Raw genomic sequence first — 22,795 nt, forward strand, 5'->3', positions numbered from 1 at the left:
CGAAACCCGTTGTGCTGACAGACCCGGAAGGTATCGCCCGATGAGTAACGACGGCACCATTCTTGCCCAGAGAATCCGAAAGTCCTTCGGACCCAAAACAGTCCTCAAAGACATCGACCTGGAGATCGCCAGCGGAGAGATCTGCTGCATCATCGGCCCCAGCGGCTCCGGCAAATCCACTGTGCTCCGCTGTATCAATGGTCTTGAGACAGTCGATTCCGGCATTCTCAAGGTGAACGGTGAAGACTTTGGATACTACGAAACAGAGCACGCCTATCACGCGGTGAGCCCGAAGAAACTTGCTGAGCAGCGCACCAGGGTTGGCATGGTCTTCCAGTCGTTCAACCTGTTCCCGAACATGACCGCCCACGAGAACATCATGTCCGGCCCCGTATTGGTGAAACATGCTGACAAACAGGTAGCCGGCAAGGAAGCCCACCAACTGCTGGCCAGCGTCGGCTTGAGCGGATTCGGGGACTACTACCCTGCCCAGTTGTCGGGCGGGCAGCAACAACGAGTGGCCATCGCCCGTTCCCTGGCGATGGATCCCCAGATCATGCTGTTTGATGAGCCCACCAGTGCACTGGACCCCGAAAAGGTAGGCGAAGTTCTGGCCGTGATGCAGGACCTGGCCAAGAGGGGCATGACCATGGTGGTGGTCACCCACGAAATGGGCTTCGCCCGCGAAGTGGCCGACTCCCTGATCTTCATGGATGACGGCTACGTTGTCGAACGCGGCGACGCGAGGGAGATCCTTTCCAATCCCAAGGAACCCCGCACACAGTCATTCCTGGAGAAGGTGCTCTGACGATGGACGGAAAGCTCGCCGTCGTAGGGCTCGGAAGCATCGGAAGCATGGCCTTGTGGCAAGCTTCCCGCCTGTCCGACTCCGTGGTCGGGTTCGAAGCAGCTTCTCCTGGCCACTCCCGCAGCGCAGCGGGTGGAGATACGCGCCTGTTCCGCATGCTCTACCGCGGAACACCCGACTACTACCCCATCCTGCAGCGATCCCACAGCCTGTGGGCCCAACTCGAAGCCGAAACCGGCCAGAACATCCTGACCCGCTGCGGCGGACTGTCCATCGGAACCACTGACGGGCCCTATATTCCCAGCCTGCTCGAAACCGCCCGGCTCAATGGTGCACCCTACGAGGTCCTCAGCCGCGAAGAGATGGCAGAACGCTATCCCCAGCACAACCTCCGCCCTGACGACATCGCCGTCTACGACCCCCACGGCGGCGCACTCCGCACCGACCGCGCCGTCACGGCGGCAGTTGCGGCAGCCCAGGCCAACGGCGCAACAATCCACACCAACACCACGATCGACGGAATCCAGGAACCGGACGACGGCGTCGTCATAACCTGCGGCGAGAAGTCCTGGACCTTTGAAAGCGTCATTGTGGCTTCCGGCGGCTGGTCACGGAAACTTATGCCCCACTTCCTGCAGAAGGCCACGGAGCCGTACCGGATTTATCTCACCTGGTTTGTAGCCCGGGATCCAGCAGAGTTTTCCCCGGAGCGGTTCCCCATCTTCATCCGGATTTCCGGGGACCGCTCCATGTACGGCGCACCCGCCGTCGACGGCGCAACTGTAAAAGCCACATTGGACGGCAGGGGGGTTCCCACACCGCGGGCGGATTCAGTCCCCCGGGACCTGACATCCGCGGAAATCTCGGAAACCATGGAGACGGTCACCGAGTTCTTCCCCGGGCTCTTCCCCAATATTGTCCGCTCGGATGCCTTTCCGGAGCTCTTCACCTCGGATGGGAAACCTGTAATCGGCCACGTGAACGAAGAGAGCAAAATCTACTACGCCACAGGCTTCTCCGGCCAAGGCTTCAAAATGGCCACCGGCTACGGCGAAATCGCCGCGAACGAAGCCTTGGGCAAGCGCACTTTCGACGGCCTCGAGTTTGCGCGCCCCCAACGCTTCAAGAGCATTTAACGGGACCAACCCAAGAAAGGTGACTCCGACAAAGCCTGGTGCCCTATGTGGTCTCCAAGGGTTCACGAATCCAATACTGTCTAAGAAATGCAATAGGCCAATAGTGAAGTGAGGGAATAGCAATGACGGCATCAAAAGGGCTGTTTGTACTGGAGGGAAGACCAACGGCGCAGCTGATCGCCGATCAGTTGCGCGAACAAATTGTCCAGGGGATCTTCCGTCCTGGAGAGCAGATCAATGAATCTGTCCTGGCAAGTCAGCTACGCACGTCCAGGGGCCCTGTCCGTGAGGCGTTGCAGCGGCTGTCCCAGGAGGGGATCCTGGTCAGCCATCGCAACCGCGGAGTGTTCGTCCTGGAACTTTCAGACGACGACGTGAGGGAGATCTATGCAGTCCGCAAGGCTGTGGAATCAACCGCAGCAGACGCACTGCTGGATGCAGACCCGGAACAGGTTAAGGACACCTGCCAGTCCTTGAAGGCCATCATCACCGACATGACGAAGCAGGTCGCTGTCTCGGACTGGCAGGCGATTGCTCGGCTGGATATGCAGTTCCACAGCTCCTTCGTGGCCGGGGCGGGCAACACACGCCTGATCCGTATCTACGAGACCCTCGCGGCTGAATCAAGGATGTGCATACTCAACCTGGCAGTCGCCTACCCCCGCATAGACGTCCTCGTGCAGGAACACCAGAACCTACTGGATCTGCTGCAGGCAGGCGACAGGGAGGCACTCCACAAAGCCATCAAACAACACATGCAGAAGGCCGTCGAGGATCTGACCGCGCCAAGGGAAGAGAACGAAATCACCGCCTAATATCCCCATTAGCGTCGGCGTAGAGCAGGACTTGAGGACTTCGCGGGGGGGCTGCCCGCGACTCGCTTCCCGCAAAGCCATTAGGCTCTGTCGTCGTCGAACTGCAACCCGTCGCCGTCATCGTACTTAGCCTCGGAGACCGGAAGGAGCCCCCTGGCAACTGTGCCCGGTGGCTCCTTCCGGTTCCGAGTCGCCGATCGTCCGCCACTGCGAGCTTTCCTAAAGAGACACGGACCTCGCCACCGCGGCAAGAGCGTGGCATCACGGTGGAGACAACGGCCATCTTGTATTTGTCTGCATCGAACCTTTCCACGCTCAGCTGCAGCCCTTTCTCCCAGACTAGACAGCGCCCACGCGCAGATGTCCGCCATGGGATCGACCGCCTAATCCATGACACTACGCCCCGTCATCCCGGCGATGGATAACGTTGCCGGCACTGCCGCCGTCGTCACCAACTTCGTGGACACAGCCGATTCCACAGCGAGCACGGCACTGCGCCGGATGTTAGTTCGCCGTCGGACCAGCATCGCGGCGAAGACTTAGCGGGACGACGGCCGGCAGTGACTAGGACTGCTTCTACGAAGTTGGGTGCAACGCAGATTCGAGTCCCAAGCCTTGGAACCCGCCAGCTGTCGCACTCAATATCCAGAGCGCGGGTGTGCCGCTCAAGGCAGGCATTACCTCTCCCCTGATGAGGAACCTTGCGTCACTCGGATCCCCAGCGGCTGACCACCATCCGGTTTTCGGGCAGTGGTGACCGGTTCGTGATGGTTCATCGAGCACGAGAGTCGAAGCAGCCGGGCGACGTTTCTTCATGACGTTTCCTTCAATGAGAGGGCCGGCGGGTACCGGCCTCGGTTGGTAGTGCACATAGCCAGTCTAGCAATTGTCAACAATCAACGATAGGTCCGAACCGTGATTTTTTTCTTGTATTCCGACAGATAGCGACCCCTAATACGGGACAAATCCGATGCCGAGTTCGCGCAGGCGCGGCAGGATTTGCGTGCCAACCAGACCACTGAGAACGTCAGGTTCGGCATCCACCCGGTCGCCGGGCGACTGCCCGGGCACATGAACGTGCTCCTCGCCGAAGCCAAAGTCCCGTACGACAGCGTCCTGGAAATGGACGAAATCAACGACGACCTCGGCAACACCTCCGTGGTCCTCGTGATCGGCGCCAACGACACCGTCAACCCCTCCGCCGCCGAAGACCCGGGAAGCCCCATCGCCGGCATGCCAGTACTCCGCGTCTGGGAAGCCGAAAACGTCATCGTCTTCAAACGCTCCATGGCCGCCGGCTACGCAGGCGTCCAAAACCCCCTCTTCTACCGCGACAACTCCCAAATGCTCTTCGGCGACGCCAAAGCCCGTGTCGAAGACATCCTCCGCGCCTTCTAGCTGAAGGTCTCCTGCTGTTCTCGGTCAGCGTCGTCCCAGACAAGCAAGCACATCACCGCGCAGCGAGAGCCGCGCCACAACGAAGGACTAATGCGATGACCAGAATGTTAATCATCAGACCTCCAGGTTCCGGCAAGGGTACTCAGGCCGAACGCATCTCGGAACGCCTCGGCGTCGTTGCGATCTCGACCGGCGACATCTTCCGCCGTCGACGACGGCTTCCTGCTGGACGGCTACCCCCGGACCACAGCGCAGGTGGATTTCCTGGACGGGATACTCGCCGAAGGCGGCCAGTGCCTCGACGTTGTCCTCCAGCTCACCGCCGACGACGAGGAACTCATTTCCCGCCTGTTGGGCCGTGCCAAGGAAACCGGCCGAAGCGACGACAACGAAGCCGTCATCCGCCACCGCCTGGACCTGTACCACGGGCAGACCGAGGCCGTTGTGGCCAAGTACGCGGAACGCGGCACCCTGACCCGGGTGGACGGCATCGGCGGCATCGACGAAATCACCGACCGCGTCATGCAGGCCATCAAAGCGTCCCAAACCGTCTGAAAAAGCCCTCTCGGCGAAGTCTGCTGAAGATAGGAGCCCAGCCACCAACGGTTATCGGCTCTCCGGAGGAGCCCGCGGGTCACCCCTCGCCGTGGTGCCGAAAGCGCGATCGGGCCGCACCCCCGTTGAGGGTGCGGCCCGATCGTCAGTGGCCAGGTGAGACGGCGCTCAGTCGAAGCCGTGAGTGTAGACCTTGCGAATGGTCTCGGTGACCTCCCAGCGGCCGGACCAGTCCTTGGGCTGCACGATCACGTCGCCGCCGGAGATCTCGTAGCTGTTGCCGGTGGCGGCGTCGGTAACCGTCGCTCGGCCGCTCACGATGTAGCACACCTCGGTGTCCTCGCGAGGTGTGACGTCCCAGCCTCCGGGCTGGCACTCCCAGACACCGGTCTTGATGGCGGTGTCGAACTTCAGGATTGATGTCTTGGGGTCACCCGAGTCGTAGCCGGGACGGTGGCCGTTGGGCTCGAGCTCGCCAGTGATGGTGGCGGCGGGCACATAGATGTATGGACGCATAGAATTTTTACCTTTCTTGCCGTACTGTCAATTGTTGACAATCGTAGACCATGCCACGGCGAATGTCTAAGGTAAGGGCAAATCGTTGACAATCTACCAACGGAGGCAGTATTGTCGACAATCGACAGCATCACCCGAAAGTGTTTCGTCGACAATCGACGAGCATCCAATAACTGGAGGATTCATGGCATTCGAAACCAAACCGAAGTTCGTTACATTCGACATGAACGGAACGCTCATCAAGTTCCGTATCAACGACGCGATCCGTGAGGTCTTGGGCGACCGCCTGCCGGTCGAGATCGCCGATGATTTCCTGCAGGCCTGCAAGGCGTACCGGATCGACGAGTGCACGGGCGAGTACAAGCCGTTCCACCAGATTGTCGCCGACTCGATGGAACGTGCATCGCGTCGGCTCGGCCTCGAGTTCCGTGCGGCTGACGCGCGGGCGGTCTACGAGCACATCCCCACCTGGGGCCCGTACCCGGGTGTCACCGAGGCACTGAACCGCCTGGCCGAGGACGTCCCGCTCGTAATCGTCACGAACAGCGACACCGCGCATGCTGTCCGCCTCGCGGAGAACCTCAAGGCCCCGTTCGAGGTCGTCATCAGCGCCGAGCAGATGGGCGTCTACAAGCCACGGCTCCGTGCCTTTGAGTACATGTTCGACAAGCTCGGCGCGACACCGGAGGAGATTGTGCACGTTTCTGCGAGCCCGATGTACGACCTGCGACCCGCGGCCATCATGGGGATCAAGAACAAGGTGTACGTGGACCGGGGCTTCGAGCACGACGAGCACTGGCTCGGCTATGAGCGGATCACCGACATCGCCGACCTCCCCGTCCTGTTCGGCCTGCCGCGTCCCGCTGCCTCGTAAGAGAGACCTGAGTACAGATGAGCGTCACCAAGGCCGGCTCGGCTTCAGATCGGCTCCTGGCCCTCGGCCTGGAACTTCCCAGCCTTGCCAGTAACGCATACTTCGTGGACCACCGGGCGGTGGACTCCTGCATCCATATCTCCGGCCAGCTGCCTTTCAAGGACGGTGAGCTGCTGGGCCAGGGCATTGTCGGCCGGGATGTCGAGCTGGAGACAGCGCAGGAGCTCGCCCGCCATGCCGCGCTCAACTGCCTCGCAGCAGCTGTGCAGGCAGTGGGAGATCTGGACCGGGTCCGGATCGTGCAGATGCTGGTCTTGGTGGCCAGTACGCCTGATTTCGGTCTGCAGTCGCGGGTCGCCAACGCCGCAAGTGAATTGCTCATCGAGGTGTTGGGCGAGAACGGACGGCACGCCCGTACCGCGATCGGTGTGGCCGGGCTGCCGCTCAACACTCCTGTAGAGATTCAGATGGTCTGCACGGCCGTTTAGTTACGGGGCGACGGCGGCGTGCTCAGGACCCCGCACAGTCAACATTCGAGGAAAGTCAGCATCGCTACCCTCGACCATTTATCGACAGAATCATGGGGAGTACAGCGTGAACCGCATTCAACGAGCACTCGAGGCTCTCGTAGAGCGAGTTGACACTCCCGCGCCGATCGTGCTGGTCGACGTGATGCAGGACAACATCGACCGCATGCAGGGCTTTGCCGCCCGGCACCACCTCGACGTCAGGCCGCACGTCAAGACGCACAAGTGTGTGGAAATCGGTCGGCGCCAGGTCAAGGCGGGAGCGGTCGGAATCACCGCAGGCAACGTGGGTGAGGCCGAGGTCTTCGCGGCGGCCGGGTTCGACGATGTCTTCCTCGCCTACCCGATCTGGCCTTCGGGAACGAAAGGAAGGCGGATCCGGCGGCTCGCCGAGTCCACCCGGCTGCGGGTAGGCGCCGACAACGTCGCGGCGATCAATGGCCTCGCCGACGCGATGGGCGCAGAACCGGAGCGCCTGCAGATCGTGATCGAGGTCGAATGTGGCGCCCGTCGTTCCGGAGCGCCGGCCGAGGCCGCGGGCGACCTCGCCCTCGCCGCCCGCAACCGCGGCCTGGTACCGGTAGGCGTCTTCACCTACCCGGGTCACGGCAGCGCCGGCCCTGACGCCCGCAGGGGTGCGGCCCAGGACCAGGACGCCGCGCTCATTGCCGCGGTGCGCAGCCTCAGCGCAGCTGGGGTCACCGCGGAGGTGGTCAGCGCCGGGTCCACTCCCACCGTGGAGTTCTCCACCAGCAGCGTCATCACCGAAATCCGGCCCGGCGAATACGTGTTCAACGATCTCAACAACACCCGGCTCGGAGCCTGCACCGAGGATCAGATCGCACTGTTCGTCGCCGGCACCGTGGTCAGCGACTGGGTTCCCGATCAGGTCATCCTCGATATCGGCACCAAAGCCCTTGGCCGCGAAGGCAGCCCCGAGCGCGGCTACGGTGGCATTGCCGGCACTAACGCTGTGCTGTCCAAGCTCAACGAATACCACGGATTCCTCCCGCTGCCCCCTGGAGACTTCCGCCCGGGCGTCGGAACCGTGCTTCCAGTGGTCCCCAACCACGTCTGCCCGGTGGTGGTCAATTTCGAGGAGTACATCGTCACCGACAGCGCGGGCACATCGCTGGAGCGGTGGCCTGTGGATGCCCGCGGATTCCTTAACTAACCGACGCGGACGGCAAGTCCCGCCCCCTGGCTACAACCCAAGCAACCTGACTCACGATGGAGTGACTGATATGAGACTTGATAAGACCGCGGCCCTGGTAACCGGAGCCAACAGCGGAATCGGGGAGGCAATATGTTCCCACTTTCGCCGCGAGGGCGCCCGCCTGTTGCTCACCGGCCGCAGGGAGCAACTCGACAGCGCCCAGCCCGAGGACCTGTACGTCCCCGGAGACCTCAATGACGAGGCGTTCGTCGAAAGCCTGGCCCGCCAGACCGCCGAGTCCTTCGGCACCGTCGACGTCGTCGTCCTGAACCACGGCCTGCAGGTCAGCGGCCCGCTCACGGAGATGGCGTACGAGGATGCGAAAAACGTACTCCACAGCAACCTGCTCAGCGCCTTCCTGGTGATGAAGCACTTCGCGCCGCTGATGCCCGCTACGGGTGGCTCGTTCGTCCTCGTCAGCTCGCGGCTCGGCATGGTCGGCAAGCCCGATGAAGTCCTGTACTCCGCGGCCAAGGGTGGCCTCATCATGCTCGCCAAGGGAGCGGCGATTGAATGGGCCCCCCGCAACATCCGCGTCAACGTCGTCGCACCGGGCCTGACCGCCACCCCGGTCATCGAAGCATCGTTCCAACGCAGGAACGACCCCGAGGCCTACCGCGCCCAGCGCGAGGGGCAGATCCCGCTCCAACGCCTCGCCACCCCCGAAGAAATCGCCGACGCCATACTTTTCATGGCGTCGTCGGAATCCTCCTACATCACCGGAGCGGTCCTCCCCGTCGACGGCGGATACACCGCGTTCTAAACACCCAGGCCATGTGGCGTCTGGGCGTTGACCCGGCCGTCCTATTAGCTCAACGGTTCCAACACAAAGAAGGACAACTATGAAAGCCCTAGCGGCAACCCCCCGAAACGGAGAGCTCGGCTTCTGGATGGCCGGACTGGCGGACAACAGGCCAACCTACCCCCGCTTCACAGGTCAGGACCAAGTAGATCTGGCAATTATCGGTGGCGGCTACACAGGCCTCTGGGCGGCATACTTCGCCAAGAAGCTCGAGCCGTCACTCTCCGTCGCGGTTTTTGAGGCAGAACAGATAGGCTACGGCGCGTCCGGACGGAACGGCGGTTGGCTATCGGCAATGCCTCCCGGAAACCGTGCCACGTTTGCCCGTGTATCCGGGGGCGGGGTCGAGGCGAGCCGTGCCTTGCAGCAGGAGTTTGTCGCCGGCGTCGATTCCGTCCTGGATATTCTTCAGACCGAGGGAATTAATGCGGACCAGAACAAGGCCGGCGCGCTCGTCGCTGCCCACACCAGGGCGGGGCTTGGCCGGCTGGTAGCCAGGCGTGATGCCGACTGGAAGTATGGGCTGACCGAAGACGATGTGCATTTGCTTGACCGGAACGAGTTCCAAAACGAGATCAACATATCCACCGTCCACGGCGGGCTCTTCTACAAGCACTGCGCCCGCCTTCATCCGGCGAAACTTGTCTACGGTCTCGCTGACATCCTGACTTCCATGGGGGTGAGCATCTACGAAGGCAGCCGGGTAGGCAGCATCGACGGCAATACCCTCACCCTGGACAACGGGCGGGTGACCGCGGCCAAAACGTTCGTCTGCACCGAGGGATATTCCGGGCAACTGCTTGGCAGCAGGACCCTGATACCAATCAATTCCTCGATGCTCGTGACCAAGCCGCTATCGGAGGAGGTGTGGCAGCAGATTGGCTGGAACGGGCTGCAGTGCCTCAGCGACTCCGCACACACGTTCATCTATTCGCAGCGAACAGCGGACGGCCGCATCGCCATTGGCGGCCGGGGAGTGCCGTACAGCTACGGCTCCGGCACAGGGGGCACCGGTTCAACTGCGCAGTCCACTGTCGACCTGATCTCTACGAAGCTTCGCTCCTTCTTCCCTGGTATCCAGTTCGAAGTGGACCATGCCTGGTCCGGAGTCCTGGGCGTTACCCGTGACTGGAACGGCGGCGTGCATTGGGACCAAGCGTCCGGAATCGGATCTTCTACCGGTTACGCAGGACACGGCGTCACGGCAGCTTACGTTGGCGGCCGAACCCTCGTGGAGCTGGCTTTCGAACAAGAATCAGAACGGACCACACTTCCCTGGGTCGGGTACCGCGCACGGAAATGGGAACGTGAGCCCATCCGCTGGCTGGGTGTTCACGGCATGTACCGGCTGTTCGGAATTGCTGACCAGTGGGAAGAGCGCAGGGATTCCACCAAGACCTCACTCCTGGCCAGATTCGGCAGCAGACTCGCTGGACTTCACGAATAACGCACCAACCAAAACTTTCACCTGAACCCATTCGAAGGGAAGCACCATGAAGACCCTCAACAAAGTCCAGGCCGCGGACAAACGGGAACCCCGCACGCAAGCGTTCCTTGAACAGGTGCTCTGACCATGGACGGAAAGCTCGCCGTCATTGGCCTGGGCAGCATCGGCAGCATGGCCCTCTGGCAGGCATCGCGCCTGACCGATTCCGTGGTCGGATTCGAGGCGCAGTCACCTGGTCACGCCAGAAGCGCGGTAGGTGGCGACACCCGCCTGTTCCGCATGATCTACCGCGGTCTCCCCGACTACTACCCCATCCTGCAGCGTTCCCGGGATCTCTGGGCCGAACTGGAAGCGGAAACCGGACAGGACATCCTCATCCGTTGCGGCGGACTCTCCATCGGCACCGCCGACGGCCCATACATCCGCAACCTCCTCGAAACCACCCGAACCAACCGGGCTGCCCACGAAATCCTGAACAGGGACGCCATGGCCGAACGCTACCCCCAGCACAACCTCCGGGCCGATGACTGCGCCGTCTACGACCCGAACGCCGGTGCCCTGCGCACCGACCGTGCCGTCACCGCGGCCGTCGCCGCAGCACAGGCCAATGGCGCAACCGTCCTCAGCAATACGCCTGTCAGCAGCATCCGGGAAACTGACGACGGCGTTGTTGTCACGTCCGGAGAAAACTCGTGGACCTTCGAGCGGGTCATTGTTTCCTCAGGGGGCTGGTCGCAGCGGCTTATGCCTGACTATCTGAAGGCGCACACGGAAACACGCAGGATTTTTCTGTCCTGGTTCGTTGCCCGCGACGCAGCCCAGTTCACCCCCGACAGGTTCCCCATTTTCAGCAGGATCTACGAAGGCCGCTCCATGTATGGGGCACCCTCCGTCGACGGGGTCACGGTCAAGGCCACCCTTGACGGGCGTGGGGCACCAACCCCCGCCGCTGACTCGGTGCCAAGGGACCTGACGGACTTTGAGATAGCCGAAACCACCGAGACGGTTCAGGAGTTCTTCCCCGGCCTGATCCCAAACATCGTTCGCTCAGACGCCTTCCCGGACCTCTACACCGGGGATCGGAACCCGCTGTTGGGATGGCTCAGCGAGTCAAGCAAGATCTATTGCGCCACAGGCTTCTCAGGGGGCGGATTCAAGAATGCCACCGGGTACGGCCACATTGCCGCGTACGAAGTGCTCGGCAAACAGTCACTCGGAGGCCTGGAATTCGTACGCCCGGACAGGTTTGAGACGAGCTGGACCAATCCGTCAGCCAGCACCGCAACAGCAATCTAGACAACCCGTAGTATGCCGAAACGTGAGATGAGTGGATGCCAATGGCGGCACCAGAAGGACTGCCTGCACTCGAGGGAAGACCCACGGCGCAGGTGATCGCTGACCACTTGCGGGAACAAATCGTCCAGGGGTCCATCCGCCCCGGGCAACAGCTCAACGAATCCCTCCTGGCGAACCAGCTCAACACATCCAGAGGTCCTCTCCGGGAAGCACTACAGCGTTTGAGCCAGGAAGGGATCCTGATCAGTCGGCGCAACTACGGAGTGTTCGTCAAAGAGGTCGAAACGCATGACCTTAGGGAGATCTACGCGGTTCGTGAGTCCATCGAATGCGCCGCCGCCACCAGGCTGTTGGACAGCAGCCCGAAGCAGATCAAAGACACCTGCGGAGTGCTGAAGGAAATTGTAGGCGAAATGGCAAAGCAAGTGGCCGGTTCCGACTGGCAGACCATGGCAGGGCTGGACATGCAGTTCCATTCAGCCCTTGTTGCCGGCATGGGAAATTCCCGTTTCATCCGTATCTACAAGACACTCGCCGCTGAATCAAGAATGTGTATCTTCGACTTGGAAGTCTTCTACCCAAGGATGGACGTTCTGGTACAGGAACACCAAAACATCCTGGATCTCTTGAAGGCAGGCGACAGGAATGGCCTCCTCATGGCCATCAAGCGGCATATGCAAAAAGCCGTTGAGGACCTCACTGCAACTCAGCAGGAAAAACCATCAGCGTCTGACGTCTAGCCCTGGCCGCAGGGCCACGACGGGCGCCCTGTATAATCGACAATCGACAAGAGAGGCGGCACGATGGACCGCAAGTTCAAGTGGCAAGAACAGCGGACGACGACGCCGGACGGCGTCTACAGCGTGCTGCGTACCGCCATCCTGGACGGAACTGTGCCTCCAGGCGGGCAACTGCGCGAGACGCACATTGCTGCCGATCTCGGAATCAGTCGGTCCCCCCTGCGTGAGGCCTTGACCCGGCTTGAGGAGGAGGGGCTGGTCGTAAAGATCCCCTTCCGGGGATCCTTCGTAGTGGAGGTCAGTGCCCGCGATGTCGCCGAGATCGCATCTATCCGTTTGCTTGTTGAGCCTTACGCTGCTGAGCTCTCGGCCGCAACGTTGCGCGGTCCTGAGCGGCTTCGGTTGAAGCAAACCATCGAGGAACTTTACCGGGCCACGGACACAAACGACATCCCGGCCAGTATTGACGCTCACCTTCGCTTTCACAGGCTCTTCTACGAATATTCGGGGAACGCCGCCCTGCACGCCCTGTGGAACGGTTGGGAGAACAAGCTGCGTCTCTACTTCTCGGTCGACCATCGGACTTACAGCGACCTCCATGAAATCGCCGTTGAGCACGAGAGACTGGCTGCACTTGCTTTGGAAGGTGACATCGAGGGCTTCCGTCAGGAGACGGTCCGTCAGTTCCAAAACGCGCTCCGCGCCGAAAGTTAAACCAACGCCAAACCAATGCCGCGCTTCCCTTGACAGGTGACGATCAATGAAGTGGTGACAGTTGCCGACGCTGTCCGTGTCCGGCTTGAACGCAGCCTCCTGGCCGGAGACTACTCAGCGGGAGCACGAGTTAAGGACAGCCACGTTGCCCAGAAGTTGGGCGTTGCGAGGCCCACTGCCCGCGTTGCGGTACAGAGCCTCATCGCTGATGGCTTCCTGGAACGCGAAACCGGGCAAAGTGCAAGGGTCCGTCGTTTCTCCGTCCAGGACGTCGCCGACATATTTCGCGTGCGCCGACTCATCGAATTTGAGGCGGTCCGGTCGGTCTGCCAAGGCGCCGATACGGAGCCGATCCGGGAATCCTTGGCGAGGTTTTCCGAAGTCAGGGATGACCAGGATTGGGAAACAGCGGCACAAGCTGACATGGGCTTTCATGCGGCAGTCGTGGCAGCTGCGGACTCGCCAAGGCTGAGCAGGCTCTTTCAAACGATTTCCACAGAGATCCGCCTCCTGATGGCACTTCTTCGCCCCCGGTACCCCCAAGTGTCCACGCTGCACGATGAACATACCGTGCTTCTGAATGCCCTGATCGCCGGCATCCCGGAAGAAGCATTGCAGCTTTGGGCGGCCCATTTGAACGACGCCGAAGCGTTCCTGAGCACCAGAATCTCGGAAGAACCCTCCCGAGATCACTAGGTCGGCACAGCACCCGCTACCGATCATGGGTGGACTTCCCGCCGGCACTCCCCCTCGGTGGCATCTCGATTCATCAAGACCGTTCCATGAAAGACCAAGTGGAAAGCGCATCATGCATTCAAAGTTCACCGCCCCGGAACATGCACCGATCCTGGAAAGGCTTAAGGCCGCGGGTGTGCCCATGGAAGCCTCGGGACACCGCTTGGCCGCATACTCCTACGACGCGTCCAATTACCGGATCCCGCCTGTTGGTGTTGTGTTTCCGCGCAGCGTCGACGACGTCGTGGCCGTCATGGCGGCGTGCGGGGAAACCGATACTGCGCTGATAAGCCGCGGCGGCGGGACGTCCATGGCTGGAAACGCCATCGGCCCGGGAATCGTGCTGGACTTCTCGCGGCACATGAACCGGATCATCACCATCGATGAGAAGACAGGAACGGCAGACGTCGAAGCCGGCGTTGTGCTTGCCCAGCTCACCCGCGAAACAGAACGCGCAACGGGCGAGAGCCTCACGTTCGCCCCCGACCCGTCCTCAAAAAACCGTGCCACCATCGGTGGCGCCATCGGCAACGACGCCTGCGGCAACCACTCGGTACGTTATGGACGGACTTCCGATCACGTCCACGAGATCGACGTCGTCACCTCCGACGGCGCCCTACTCACCGCATCAGATAAGGGTGTCCGGGCCACCAATTCGTCCGACGCTTACTCCGTATCTCGAGCATTCCAGTTGGGCGAAGACCTCAAAAGGCTCGCCCAGGACAACCTGGCTGCTTTCCGCCGTGAACTTGGCCGCATCCAGCGCCAGGTTTCCGGCTACCACCTTGCCAATCTGCTGCCGGAGAACGGCCTGAACGTTGCCAGGGCACTGGTCGGCACCGAAGGAACCTGTGCCGTCGTCGTCCGCGCCCGCATGAAACTCGTCCCCAAGCCATCCAGTGCGCTGCTGGTCTGCCTAGGCTATGCCGACGTCGTCCATGCCGCAAAGGACATCGAGACCATCCTTGACTTCTCGCCGGCAGCTGTCGAGGGCATCGATGAGGCCATCGTGGATACCATGCGGCTGCGCCGCGGAGACGACTCCGTCCTGGGGCTTCCCCGGGGCAAGGCGTTCTTGTACGTGGACCTCGACGGCGACGACCCCGACGAAGTGGCTCACCAGGCCGCCCTGCTGCTGGAACGGCTGGCTGCGAACGGCCGCCTGGTCGATGGGTGCGCCGTTCCGGACTCTACCGAACGCGCTACATTGTGGCGGGTGCGGGAAGACGGCGCAGGGCTGTCGTCAAGGCCCGCCAGTGGCGGGGAATCCCTGGCCGGCTGGGAGGACTCCGCCGTTGCCCCGCAGAACCTTGCAGCCTACCTGGCCGATTTCCGGACGCTCCTGGACGAGTATGAGCTGACCGGGATCATGTACGGACACTTTGGGGCGGGATGCATGCACATCCGCATCACCTACGACCTGCGCACGGAAGAAGGCCGCAGCGTGTTCCGCAAGTTCACGCAGGCCGCCGCCGAACTTGTGGTCCGCCACGGAGGTTCCCTGTCCGGAGAACACGGCGATGGACGTGCCCGCTCAGCACTGCTTTCGCAGATGTACTCCGCTGGCATGCTCGCCGCGTTCGAGGAATACCGCAGGCTTTGGGATGAGGCAGGGATCCTGAATCCGGGTTCCATCACCGATCCGGATCCGTTTGACGCCAACCTGGCACTCGAGGGGGTCCCCGAGCGTGAGTGGAGGACGCACTTCGAGCTCCGGCCCGTTGAGGCTGCCGCGGCCGGAGCCGATCCCTGGGTGCATGCCGTCCAGGCTTGCATCGGCGTTGGCAGATGCCGTTCAGACTCCGGCGGGGTGATGTGCCCCAGCTTCCGCGCCACAGGGGACGAGAAGGACTCAACGCGGGGACGGTCCAGGGTGCTCCAGGACATGGTCCGGGGTGCCCGGACCGTCGACGAAGGCTGGAAGTCTGAAGATGTCCGCGAGGCTTTGGACCTGTGCCTGGCCTGCAAGGCCTGCTCCAACGACTGTCCCGCAGGCGTGGACATGGCCAGTTACAAATCGGAGTTCTTCTCGCACTACTACGAGGGGAGGCTTCGGCCCATGTCGCACTTCTCCCTCGGGTGGCTGCCCAGGTGGCTGAAGCTAACGTCCCGCATTAGCCCGCTGGTCAATGCCGTCCTGGCAAGCCCGTTTGGGAAGGTCGTGGTCGCTGCGGGTGGCCTCACCACCAAGAGGAATATGCCGGTGTTCGCGTCCCGGAAGATGCTTCGCGACGCCCTCGCCCCGTACAGCGCCCCCGCCAAGACAGCCGACGCAGTACTGTTCGTTGACTCGTTCACCAAGGGTTTCAGGCCCGAAGTGGCCGGGGCAGCAGCCCGGGTCATGGAAAGCACGGGAAGGCAAGTCGGCTGCGAATCGGATGCCTGCTGCGGCCTGACCTGGATTTCCACCGGTCAACTCGGCACCGCGAAGAAGCTCATGAGCAAGGCCGTGGCGAAGCTCGATGACGGCACCGATGCACCGATCGTCGTCATCGAACCAAGCTGCGCCGCCGCATTGAAGAAGGACGCGCCGGAACTGCTCGGCACCGAGGCCGCCGAACGCGTATCCCACAGGATCCGCAGCTTCGCCGAAGCCGTGAAGGAATGGGTTGACGCAGGTTGGGCGCCACCGGCCGTACCCACGGACGTGACTGTGCAGACCCACTGCCACGAGTACTCGACCTTCGGGGCTACAGTCCAGCGCAAGGCACTGGCCGCCCTCGGCGTCGCCAATGTCACCGAGGCAACCGGCTGCTGCGGGGTCGCCGGGAACTTCGGCTTCGAAGCCACCCACTATGACATCGCCATGAAGGTAGCGGAACAGGCACTGGCTCCGGCCCTCGCCCGAACCTCCCAGGACACACCTGTCCTTGCAGACGGCTTCAGCTGTGCGATGCAGGTCAAGCAATTGGAACCCGAGCGCAAGAGCCTCCACCTTGCCGAACTCCTTGATCCCCGGAACAACGTCCCTTAGAGGAAGCCCTAACCGAAAGAGAGAACCAATGAGCCTTACAACCAACGTCGCTATGCCGCTGATTACGGCGGACGCCGACAGCCTCCGGCACGCGGATGCCGTTATCCAGTCCATCAACCTGCCCAGCCAGGGCATCGCTGTCCAGGACCCCGCCACCGCCGAGACCATAGCCCACGTCCCTGACGCTGATGTCGAGGCTGCACTGGAAGCTGTGGGGAAGGCCGACGCCGCGGGAGCTGATTGGTCAAACAGCACCCTTCGTCAGCGCGCCGACGTGCTGCACGCCTGGTACGACAAGCTCGTTGCCCACACCGAAGACCTCGCACACCTGATCTCACGCGAAATGGGCAAGCCACTCGCAGAGGCCCGCGGCGAGGTCAAGTACGGCACCGACTTCGTGCGCTGGTACGCCGAGGAGGCCGTGCGCCCCGCAGGAAACTTCCGGGAAACCCCGGACGGCGGCGCGAGCCTCCTGACCCGCCGCTCCCCCGTCGGCCTGGCGGTGCTGATCACGCCATGGAATTTCCCGCTGGCCATGGCAACCCGAAAAATCGCACCGGCGCTGGCAGCAGGATGCCCCGTCGTCATCAAGCCTGCGACCCTTACTCCCCTGACGACGTACTTTGCGGTCCAGCTCGCCATCGAGGCCGGGGTGCCTGAAGAACTGATCCAGGTCATCACCACCTCAAAGTCAGGGGCGTTCAGCGAAGCCGTCCTGCTGGACCCAAGGGTCCGGAAGGTTTCATTCACCGGGTCAACGCCGGTGGGCCGTCAGCTCCTGAAGCTTGCCTCCCAGAATGTGCTCCGCAGCTCGATGGAGCTCGGCGGTAACGCACCGCTCATCGTCTTCAACGACGCTGACCTTCAGCGGGCCGTGGAGGGAACGTTTGCCGCGAAGCTGCGCAACGGCGGACAGTCCTGCATTGGAGCCAACCGCATCTACGTCCAGGACGGGATAGCCGATGACTTCGTCGCCGCGCTCACCGAACGCTTCGCCCAGGTCGCCGTCGGTAGCGGCCTCGGACAGCAGACCGGACTCGGTGCACTGATCGATGACCGTGCAGTCGCTCAGATGCAGGCGTACACCGAGAACGCCGTGAGCCTGGGCGCCACACTGCTGACCGGTGGCCACGGCTACGACTCGGCAGGCAACTTCTTCGCCCCGACCGTCCTGGACCGCGTCACGGAAGATTCCGACGTTGCCCGGTCCGAGATTTTCGGCCCCATCGCGGCCATTCAGCGGTTCAGCTCAGAAGCCGAGGCAATCACCCGGGCCAACGCGACAGAGTTTGGCCTCGCCGGCTATGTCTTCACCGAGAACCTCGACCGTGCCCTCAATGTCGCCGATCGTCTAGAGACCGGCATCGTGGGTATCAACCAAGGCGTACCGTCCAATGCTTCCGCCCCCTTCGGAGGCATCAAGCAGTCCGGCCTCGGACGCGAGGGAAGCTCCGAAGGCCTGGAAGAATACGAAAACATCCGCTTCTACAACGTGGCGCGGCGCGCCACTGCCTAGTATTCACTCCGGGCTGACCCACCGGGGCAGGCCGGCCCGGTCCGGATCACACCATCGTTGAGACCGGCGCCAGTATTGGCGCCGGTCTCAACCATGTGTAGTGACGGCTGGCTGGAACTGAAAGTCCGACGCCGGCGCGCACCGAACCGGCCACCTCGCCAATGTTGCCGCAGCAGCGGAAGTCCGGCGCCGCCGTCGTGAGCGGCAGGAACGCTAGCAGGGGCCGGCCGCGGTGAAGCTCGTCAACACCTGTGTGCGGCCGGTGTCGCTGACCATCATGATCGCCACTTTGAGCTTGAGGTTCGAACACTCCTCAGCGGTCATTCTGCTTCTCGGGCGCCACTGGGTGACTGCGATAAATACGTACACAAACAGGGCTACCAGCCCGATTGAATTCATGATGAAGTCGTAAATTTCCGAACCCGGCGCAATGAAGTTCACGAGCGTTGCAACGAGGCCGCCGATGGTCGAGGCAATTACAGCGACAGCCGGGACGCCGCGCTGGGTGCGCTTCGCAACGACGGCCGGTCCAAGCCCCTTTTCAGCATGGGCACCTGCCCCGCCTGCGTCGTCGGAGGAACGGGACGGTTTTCCGGCGTGATGCGTGGAGGTGTCAATTCAGCGTTTTCGTCCCAGGTCACGAAAGCTGCTGTCTGGTCCGCAGAAGGACCGCCGGCTGAGTGAAGTAACCGTATAAGGGCCAAAAGGCAGAAAAAAGTGCAACTCAGACCCTGCGCTACCACCCACGTGGTATTACTTGTCCCTGCAGTGCTTACACAGGGGGTAATTGTTCGTTCCCGGGCGCTTGTTGTGCGCCGGAATCTTCATCCCATTCAAGCAGTCACTGACTTGTGGTGGACGTCCGGATCGCTTGGATTGATGGAGTAGTACGGGCTGACGAGCATGAGGCCTCCTGCTGTTAGACCCGCAACTTGCGGGCTGACATCAGACTAAAAGTGACCTATGACATTTTCCGGTTCCCTTGGCGAAGGAGGCCCACTGCGCCGAAAGGCAGGGGTCGCTGACGGACCGCTTGGCGACTGGCGCGAGGTATCCGCCGACCAGGATTGTTGCGGTCGCGGTACGGCTGAGGGCCCCGCGGCGCCTGGCCTCGGGACCCTCAGTAATCCATAACAGGGAACCTGCCCCTGTCTCCCTCTACAGTTTAGTCCTATGGCCGCAGCGCACCAAACACCAATCGAACTGGTCCTTCAGCAGAGGATTAGCCCCGAGCGCCTGGCACCATACATCCGCGAGACACCCACCCTGCATGAGGCGATTCGGCTCTACAGGTGGAACATTGACCTCTCAGGCGCCGTCTACGAAGCCCTGCACGTCTTCGAAGTCGTCCTCCGCAACGCCTTGGGCGAACAACTCTGCATCTGGAACACCTCCCAGATGGATCCTGACACCGGCCGGAGTCATTCATCAGACTGGCTCATCGACCCGAGCGCCTTGCTACTCCGCGTCGCCGGCCGCGACATCCCCGACGCCAGACGTCGTGCACTCAAATCGACCACACGCAGACCACAGGGCCAACGAGACCCCCTCCACGCAGACATCCTTGCCGCGATGTCCCTCGGAACCTGGCGCTTCATCCTGCCCGGGTGCCACGACGCCGGCAAACAACGCCTCTGGGACGAAGCACTCCACGAAGCATTTCCACACCTACGCAGAACACCACGCGAACTCGAACGGGCAGTTGAGGGCGTCTACCACCTCCGGAACCGGGTAGCCCACCTGGAACCCATCATCAACAGCAACGTCCGAGCCCAACTAGTCAATATGCGAACCGTCCACGATGGCAAAATTAGCTGCTACGACAATGCCGGATGGCACGAACGTCCTAGGTCAGCTACCTGATCGTGGGTGGCATGAGATGGAAGACCTGCCATGTCCAGAAATTCTGGACATAGAGCCCCGCGTACCGCTTAGCCCGGCTCAGTGACCAAATGGTCGCACATGGAATGCTTGCGCCGTGCAGCACTGACAGGAACAACGCCAGGTCAGGTTCCCGTCGTTGTCATAGCCGCTGGAGGTTGATTCAGTCGGTTGTGTGAGTGTCAGTGGTGTGTGGTAACGGGCTTCGCATTCCGCTGTAGGCTGCCACGACCCCTACCAGGAAGATGAGGACGGCGAGGTAGATCAGACCGAGGTGCCCAAGCGTGGCAAGACCCCATGGGTAGTGCGCGGGGAGGGCCACGGCGAGCCCGACGACCGGAACGATAACGGCTGTGACGAAGGCCCACCATTCTCCGCGGCGCACGCCGTACCAGGACAGGCCTGCAACGGCCAGCCCGGTCGCGGCAATGAAGCCGCTGACCGCGATGTGCAGATGACTGATGTAGTGATACAGCTGCGGACTGAACGCCTCGATCTCCGCTTTCCCCTTGTCCACTTGATCGGGGCCGATGCCGAGTTCGAGGAAGGCGTCCGTGAAGTTGAGTACCAGGAAGATGACGGCGTAACCGACGAAGGCCAGCCCAGCCAACGTCATGAGAGCGGCACCTGTCCGGAGGCGGGACTGTTGCCCTTGGGGAGTTTGGATGGTGGACACGGCCACCACCCCCTTTCTTATTCAAGTAGGTACTTGAATAAGAATCCCCCAACGGTAATCTTGTCAAGAGAACTCTTGAATAGGAGACACGAGTGGCCGACCAGCAGGACAAGGAGGCCCTCTTCGATGCCCTCGTCGAAGCTGCCAAGGCCTTGGGGAACGGCAGGAGGGCGGAGCTGATCGATATCCTTGGGCAGGGCGAGCGGTCCGTTGAGGAGCTGGCCGTAGAGATCCACCAGACTGTGGCCAACACATCCCAGCACCTGCAGCGTCTGCTGCGAGCCGGCCTCGTATGCTCCCGACGCTCCGGGACACGGATCTACTACTCCCTTGCCGGCACGGCGGTCGAGCGACTGTGGCGGGCACTTCGGGAGACAGCCGAAGCGCACGCCCGGGAGCTGGGCGATCTCGTCCGTGCCTATGTCGGCGATCGCGCCGACCTGAGCACGATCACGCGCGACGAACTGCGGCTGCGGCTGCGGCAGGGCGACGTCGTTGTGCTGGACGTGCGGCCGGCGCAAGAGTATAAGGCCGGACATATCCCGGGTGCGCTTTCCATGCCCTTCTCGGACGTTAAGTCTCGGCTGCACGAGGTTTCCCAAGGGAGCCAAATTGTCGCCTACTGCCGCGGACCATACTGCCTGTATGCGGACGAGGCCGTGCGGCTTTTCACGGACGAAGGGCACCTCGCCACAAGACTGGAGGAGGGCTTCCCGGAGTGGAAGGCGGCAGGGCTGCCGATAGAACAGTCGGACTCATGAGCGGCGTCCATCCAAGACTGCGAACTGGCGAGAGTCCTCCTGGTGGTGGATTAATGCCAGCTCGTGCGGGCTGATCGCAGCGAATTCGTGGATTCCCGACGGTTTGCCGTGCGAATGCCTGTGCCGCCTCAACCGCACAGCAGGTGCTCACGGTCGCTTAATGGGCGAGGTCCATCTTCCTTTTTGCCAGTCATCAGAGCACGCTTCGGCGACCCCTCCAGAACAAAAGCCCTGGACGCGGCGGTGCCGGGCTGGTCCGCGGGCCGGACCCGCGCCGGAAAGCCCATCCCGCTCCGGACGGGCGGAGCGGCCCGGGGCTAGATTGATCGTGTGAGCGATGACCTGGTGATCAGGCAGGACTGGTCGGCCCCGCACGGGCATTCCGTGATCTCACCGTTTGAGGCACCGGAGCACTTCACCCAGGCCTGCTGGCAGGCCAACGAAATTGTCGTTGCCTCCCCCTCGGACCTCTTCTACAGCTTCACCGGGGCGGCGAGAAAGTCGTCCGGATGATCGTGGTCGATCATCCGCCTCCGGATCCCGGCGACGAGGTCCGGAGGCGGCAGACGGGCTAGCGATCGACTTCATGGAAGTCACCGAAGGACGCCGCCGACAGGGGCTCGGCACCCGGGCCATCGACCTGCTGCGCCAACAGCATCCCGGCCGGACGGTGTTCGCCCGTCCCGCCCGGAGGCAAAGACGCGTTCTGGCAGTCCCTGGGCTGGGAACACGTGCGCCACGCCCAGAACGGGGACTATCCCCCGCTGTTACTCAAGCGCTGACCAACGACCGGGCAGTCCGAGCGGGGCTTATTGCTTCCTGAGGGAGGATGTGTCTGTCTCAGGTGCATGGGTTTGTGGTCGATGCGGCATTCGTACGGCAACGATGATGCCAGATATTCCGGTAAGGGCGGCCCCCACACACACGGCTGCGGTTAGGCCGTAAGCATCGGCGATAAATCCCTGAGATCAGGGCACCTGCGGCGAACCCGCTGTCGCGCCAAAACCGATAGGTGCCGACGGATCTGGCCCGCCAGTTTGGGTGGGCGACATCAACGATCGCGGCGAGAAGTGTTGGGTAGACCATGGCGGTGCCGACCCCGAGCAGCACAGCTGCAGCAAGCCAGATCCCGAAGTCCTGCCCGACGGCGACCATAGCCAATGCGCCGGCTTGGACAAGCATCCCGCTGACGATCAGGGGTTTGCGCCAGATCCGGTCAGAAAGGGCGCCGGTGACGAGCTGCCGGCTCCCCAGACCGCGGGGTAAGCGGCTGCGAGGATGCCGATCTTCTCAACCGTCAGGCCTGCCGCGGCGAACAGTACTGGGAACGGGCCCCAAGCGAGCCCGTCATTTTGTCCGGTCATCGGATACGCCGATGACGTCATCGTTGTGGCCCTGGTCTTCCGCT

At 62.3% G+C, this 22,795-nt stretch carries 21 protein-coding genes and 4 pseudogenes; 21 read left to right on the forward strand and 4 right to left on the reverse strand.

The features are described 5' to 3' along the window. Nucleotides 1-40 precede the first annotated feature (40 nt). The 6 genes and pseudogenes from V6M49_RS18795 (at nt 41) to V6M49_RS18820 (ending at nt 4,712) form a co-directional block, all read left to right on the forward strand. Entirely contained in the window at nt 41-808 is a 768-nt protein-coding gene (locus tag V6M49_RS18795) for an amino acid ABC transporter ATP-binding protein (protein ID WP_332762671.1), read from the forward strand. 2 nt (nt 809-810) lie between these two features. Next, complete coding sequence (solA, locus tag V6M49_RS18800; protein WP_332762673.1) at nt 811-1,944, forward strand: N-methyl-L-tryptophan oxidase; 1,134 nt, start codon at nt 811-813, stop codon at nt 1,942-1,944. A 122-nt stretch (nt 1,945-2,066) separates the two neighbouring features. Further along, complete coding sequence (locus V6M49_RS18805; RefSeq protein WP_332762675.1) at nt 2,067-2,759, forward strand: GntR family transcriptional regulator; 693 nt, start codon at nt 2,067-2,069, stop codon at nt 2,757-2,759. Nucleotides 2,760-3,149: 390 nt separating this feature from the next. Beyond that, nucleotides 3,150-3,302: a hypothetical protein gene (locus tag V6M49_RS18810; protein WP_332762676.1), complete on the forward strand. Its 153-nt coding sequence runs from the start codon at nt 3,150-3,152 to the stop codon at nt 3,300-3,302. A 477-nt stretch (nt 3,303-3,779) separates the two neighbouring features. Continuing rightward, nucleotides 3,780-4,157, forward strand: a pseudogene (locus V6M49_RS18815) (NAD(P)(+) transhydrogenase (Re/Si-specific) subunit beta); the annotation flags it as partial. A gap of 95 nt (nt 4,158-4,252) precedes the next feature. Beyond that, nucleotides 4,253-4,712: pseudogene (locus V6M49_RS18820) on the forward strand (adenylate kinase family protein). Nucleotides 4,713-4,880: 168 nt separating this feature from the next. Here the strand turns inward: V6M49_RS18820 and V6M49_RS18825 are convergent. Beyond that, nucleotides 4,881-5,228, reverse strand: a complete 348-nt coding sequence (locus V6M49_RS18825; RefSeq protein ID WP_141140407.1) for a cupin domain-containing protein — start codon at nt 5,226-5,228, stop codon at nt 4,881-4,883. 184 nt (nt 5,229-5,412) lie between these two features. Here V6M49_RS18825 and V6M49_RS18830 point away from each other — a divergent pair, with 184 nt between their 5' ends. The 12 genes and pseudogenes from V6M49_RS18830 to V6M49_RS18880 all read left to right on the forward strand — a co-directional run bounded on the left by V6M49_RS18830 (nt 5,413) and on the right by V6M49_RS18880 (nt 18,069). Beyond that, on the forward strand, nt 5,413-6,102 hold the full coding sequence (locus tag V6M49_RS18830) for a haloacid dehalogenase type II (RefSeq protein ID WP_141140406.1): 690 nt from the start codon (nt 5,413-5,415) through the stop codon (nt 6,100-6,102). A gap of 17 nt (nt 6,103-6,119) precedes the next feature. Next, nucleotides 6,120-6,590, forward strand: a complete 471-nt coding sequence (locus V6M49_RS18835; RefSeq protein ID WP_332762679.1) for a RidA family protein — start codon at nt 6,120-6,122, stop codon at nt 6,588-6,590. Between the two features lie 106 nt (nt 6,591-6,696). After that, complete coding sequence (locus V6M49_RS18840) at nt 6,697-7,803, forward strand: alanine racemase (RefSeq protein WP_332762681.1); 1,107 nt, start codon at nt 6,697-6,699, stop codon at nt 7,801-7,803. 70 nt (nt 7,804-7,873) lie between these two features. After that, complete coding sequence (locus V6M49_RS18845) at nt 7,874-8,608, forward strand: SDR family NAD(P)-dependent oxidoreductase (RefSeq protein WP_332762682.1); 735 nt, start codon at nt 7,874-7,876, stop codon at nt 8,606-8,608. Nucleotides 8,609-8,687: 79 nt separating this feature from the next. Continuing rightward, nucleotides 8,688-10,094: an NAD(P)/FAD-dependent oxidoreductase gene (locus V6M49_RS18850; RefSeq protein ID WP_332762684.1), complete on the forward strand. Its 1,407-nt coding sequence runs from the start codon at nt 8,688-8,690 to the stop codon at nt 10,092-10,094. Nucleotides 10,095-10,220: 126 nt separating this feature from the next. Then, nucleotides 10,221-11,390, forward strand: coding sequence for an FAD-dependent oxidoreductase (locus V6M49_RS18855; protein ID WP_332762686.1), 1,170 nt, complete (start codon nt 10,221-10,223; stop codon nt 11,388-11,390). 41 nt (nt 11,391-11,431) lie between these two features. After that, nucleotides 11,432-12,130 carry a GntR family transcriptional regulator gene (locus tag V6M49_RS18860; RefSeq protein WP_332762688.1) on the forward strand — a complete coding sequence of 233 codons (699 nt, stop codon included), beginning with the start codon at nt 11,432-11,434 and terminating at the stop codon, nt 12,128-12,130. Between the two features lie 63 nt (nt 12,131-12,193). Further along, nucleotides 12,194-12,844: a GntR family transcriptional regulator gene (locus V6M49_RS18865; RefSeq protein WP_141140400.1), complete on the forward strand. Its 651-nt coding sequence runs from the start codon at nt 12,194-12,196 to the stop codon at nt 12,842-12,844. A 54-nt stretch (nt 12,845-12,898) separates the two neighbouring features. Next, a pseudogene (locus tag V6M49_RS19965) lies at nt 12,899-13,081 on the forward strand (GntR family transcriptional regulator); the annotation flags it as partial. A gap of 51 nt (nt 13,082-13,132) precedes the next feature. Beyond that, nucleotides 13,133-13,540, forward strand: a complete 408-nt coding sequence (locus V6M49_RS18870; protein ID WP_332762690.1) for an FCD domain-containing protein — start codon at nt 13,133-13,135, stop codon at nt 13,538-13,540. A gap of 112 nt (nt 13,541-13,652) precedes the next feature. Then, nucleotides 13,653-16,553 carry an FAD-binding and (Fe-S)-binding domain-containing protein gene (locus V6M49_RS18875; RefSeq protein WP_332762692.1) on the forward strand — a complete coding sequence of 967 codons (2,901 nt, stop codon included), beginning with the start codon at nt 13,653-13,655 and terminating at the stop codon, nt 16,551-16,553. 28 nt (nt 16,554-16,581) lie between these two features. Then, nucleotides 16,582-18,069 (forward strand): NAD-dependent succinate-semialdehyde dehydrogenase, encoded by a 1,488-nt coding sequence (locus tag V6M49_RS18880; protein WP_332762693.1) that lies wholly within the window; start codon nt 16,582-16,584, stop codon nt 18,067-18,069. A gap of 213 nt (nt 18,070-18,282) precedes the next feature. Here V6M49_RS18880 and V6M49_RS18885 read toward each other — a convergent pair whose 3' ends face one another. Further along, nucleotides 18,283-18,687, reverse strand: coding sequence for a hypothetical protein (locus V6M49_RS18885; protein ID WP_332762709.1), 405 nt, complete (start codon nt 18,685-18,687; stop codon nt 18,283-18,285). 555 nt (nt 18,688-19,242) lie between these two features. Here V6M49_RS18885 and V6M49_RS18890 point away from each other — a divergent pair. Further along, nucleotides 19,243-19,932, forward strand: a complete 690-nt coding sequence (locus V6M49_RS18890) for a hypothetical protein (protein WP_332762695.1) — start codon at nt 19,243-19,245, stop codon at nt 19,930-19,932. Between the two features lie 181 nt (nt 19,933-20,113). Here V6M49_RS18890 and V6M49_RS18895 read toward each other — a convergent pair whose 3' ends face one another. Continuing rightward, complete coding sequence (locus tag V6M49_RS18895) at nt 20,114-20,566, reverse strand: hypothetical protein (RefSeq protein WP_332762696.1); 453 nt, start codon at nt 20,564-20,566, stop codon at nt 20,114-20,116. 152 nt (nt 20,567-20,718) lie between these two features. Here V6M49_RS18895 and V6M49_RS18900 point away from each other — a divergent pair, with 152 nt between their 5' ends. Next, nucleotides 20,719-21,387: an ArsR/SmtB family transcription factor gene (locus V6M49_RS18900; protein ID WP_332762697.1), complete on the forward strand. Its 669-nt coding sequence runs from the start codon at nt 20,719-20,721 to the stop codon at nt 21,385-21,387. Between the two features lie 330 nt (nt 21,388-21,717). After that, complete coding sequence (locus V6M49_RS18905) at nt 21,718-21,900, forward strand: hypothetical protein (protein ID WP_332762699.1); 183 nt, start codon at nt 21,718-21,720, stop codon at nt 21,898-21,900. Nucleotides 21,901-22,196: 296 nt separating this feature from the next. Here V6M49_RS18905 and V6M49_RS18910 read toward each other — a convergent pair. Beyond that, nucleotides 22,197-22,742, reverse strand: a pseudogene (locus tag V6M49_RS18910) (MFS transporter); the annotation flags it as partial. Nucleotides 22,743-22,795: the final 53 nt, after the last annotated feature.

Source organism: Pseudarthrobacter sp. (genome assembly GCF_036675385.1).
Taxonomy (GTDB): Bacteria; Actinomycetota; Actinomycetes; order Actinomycetales; family Micrococcaceae; genus Arthrobacter.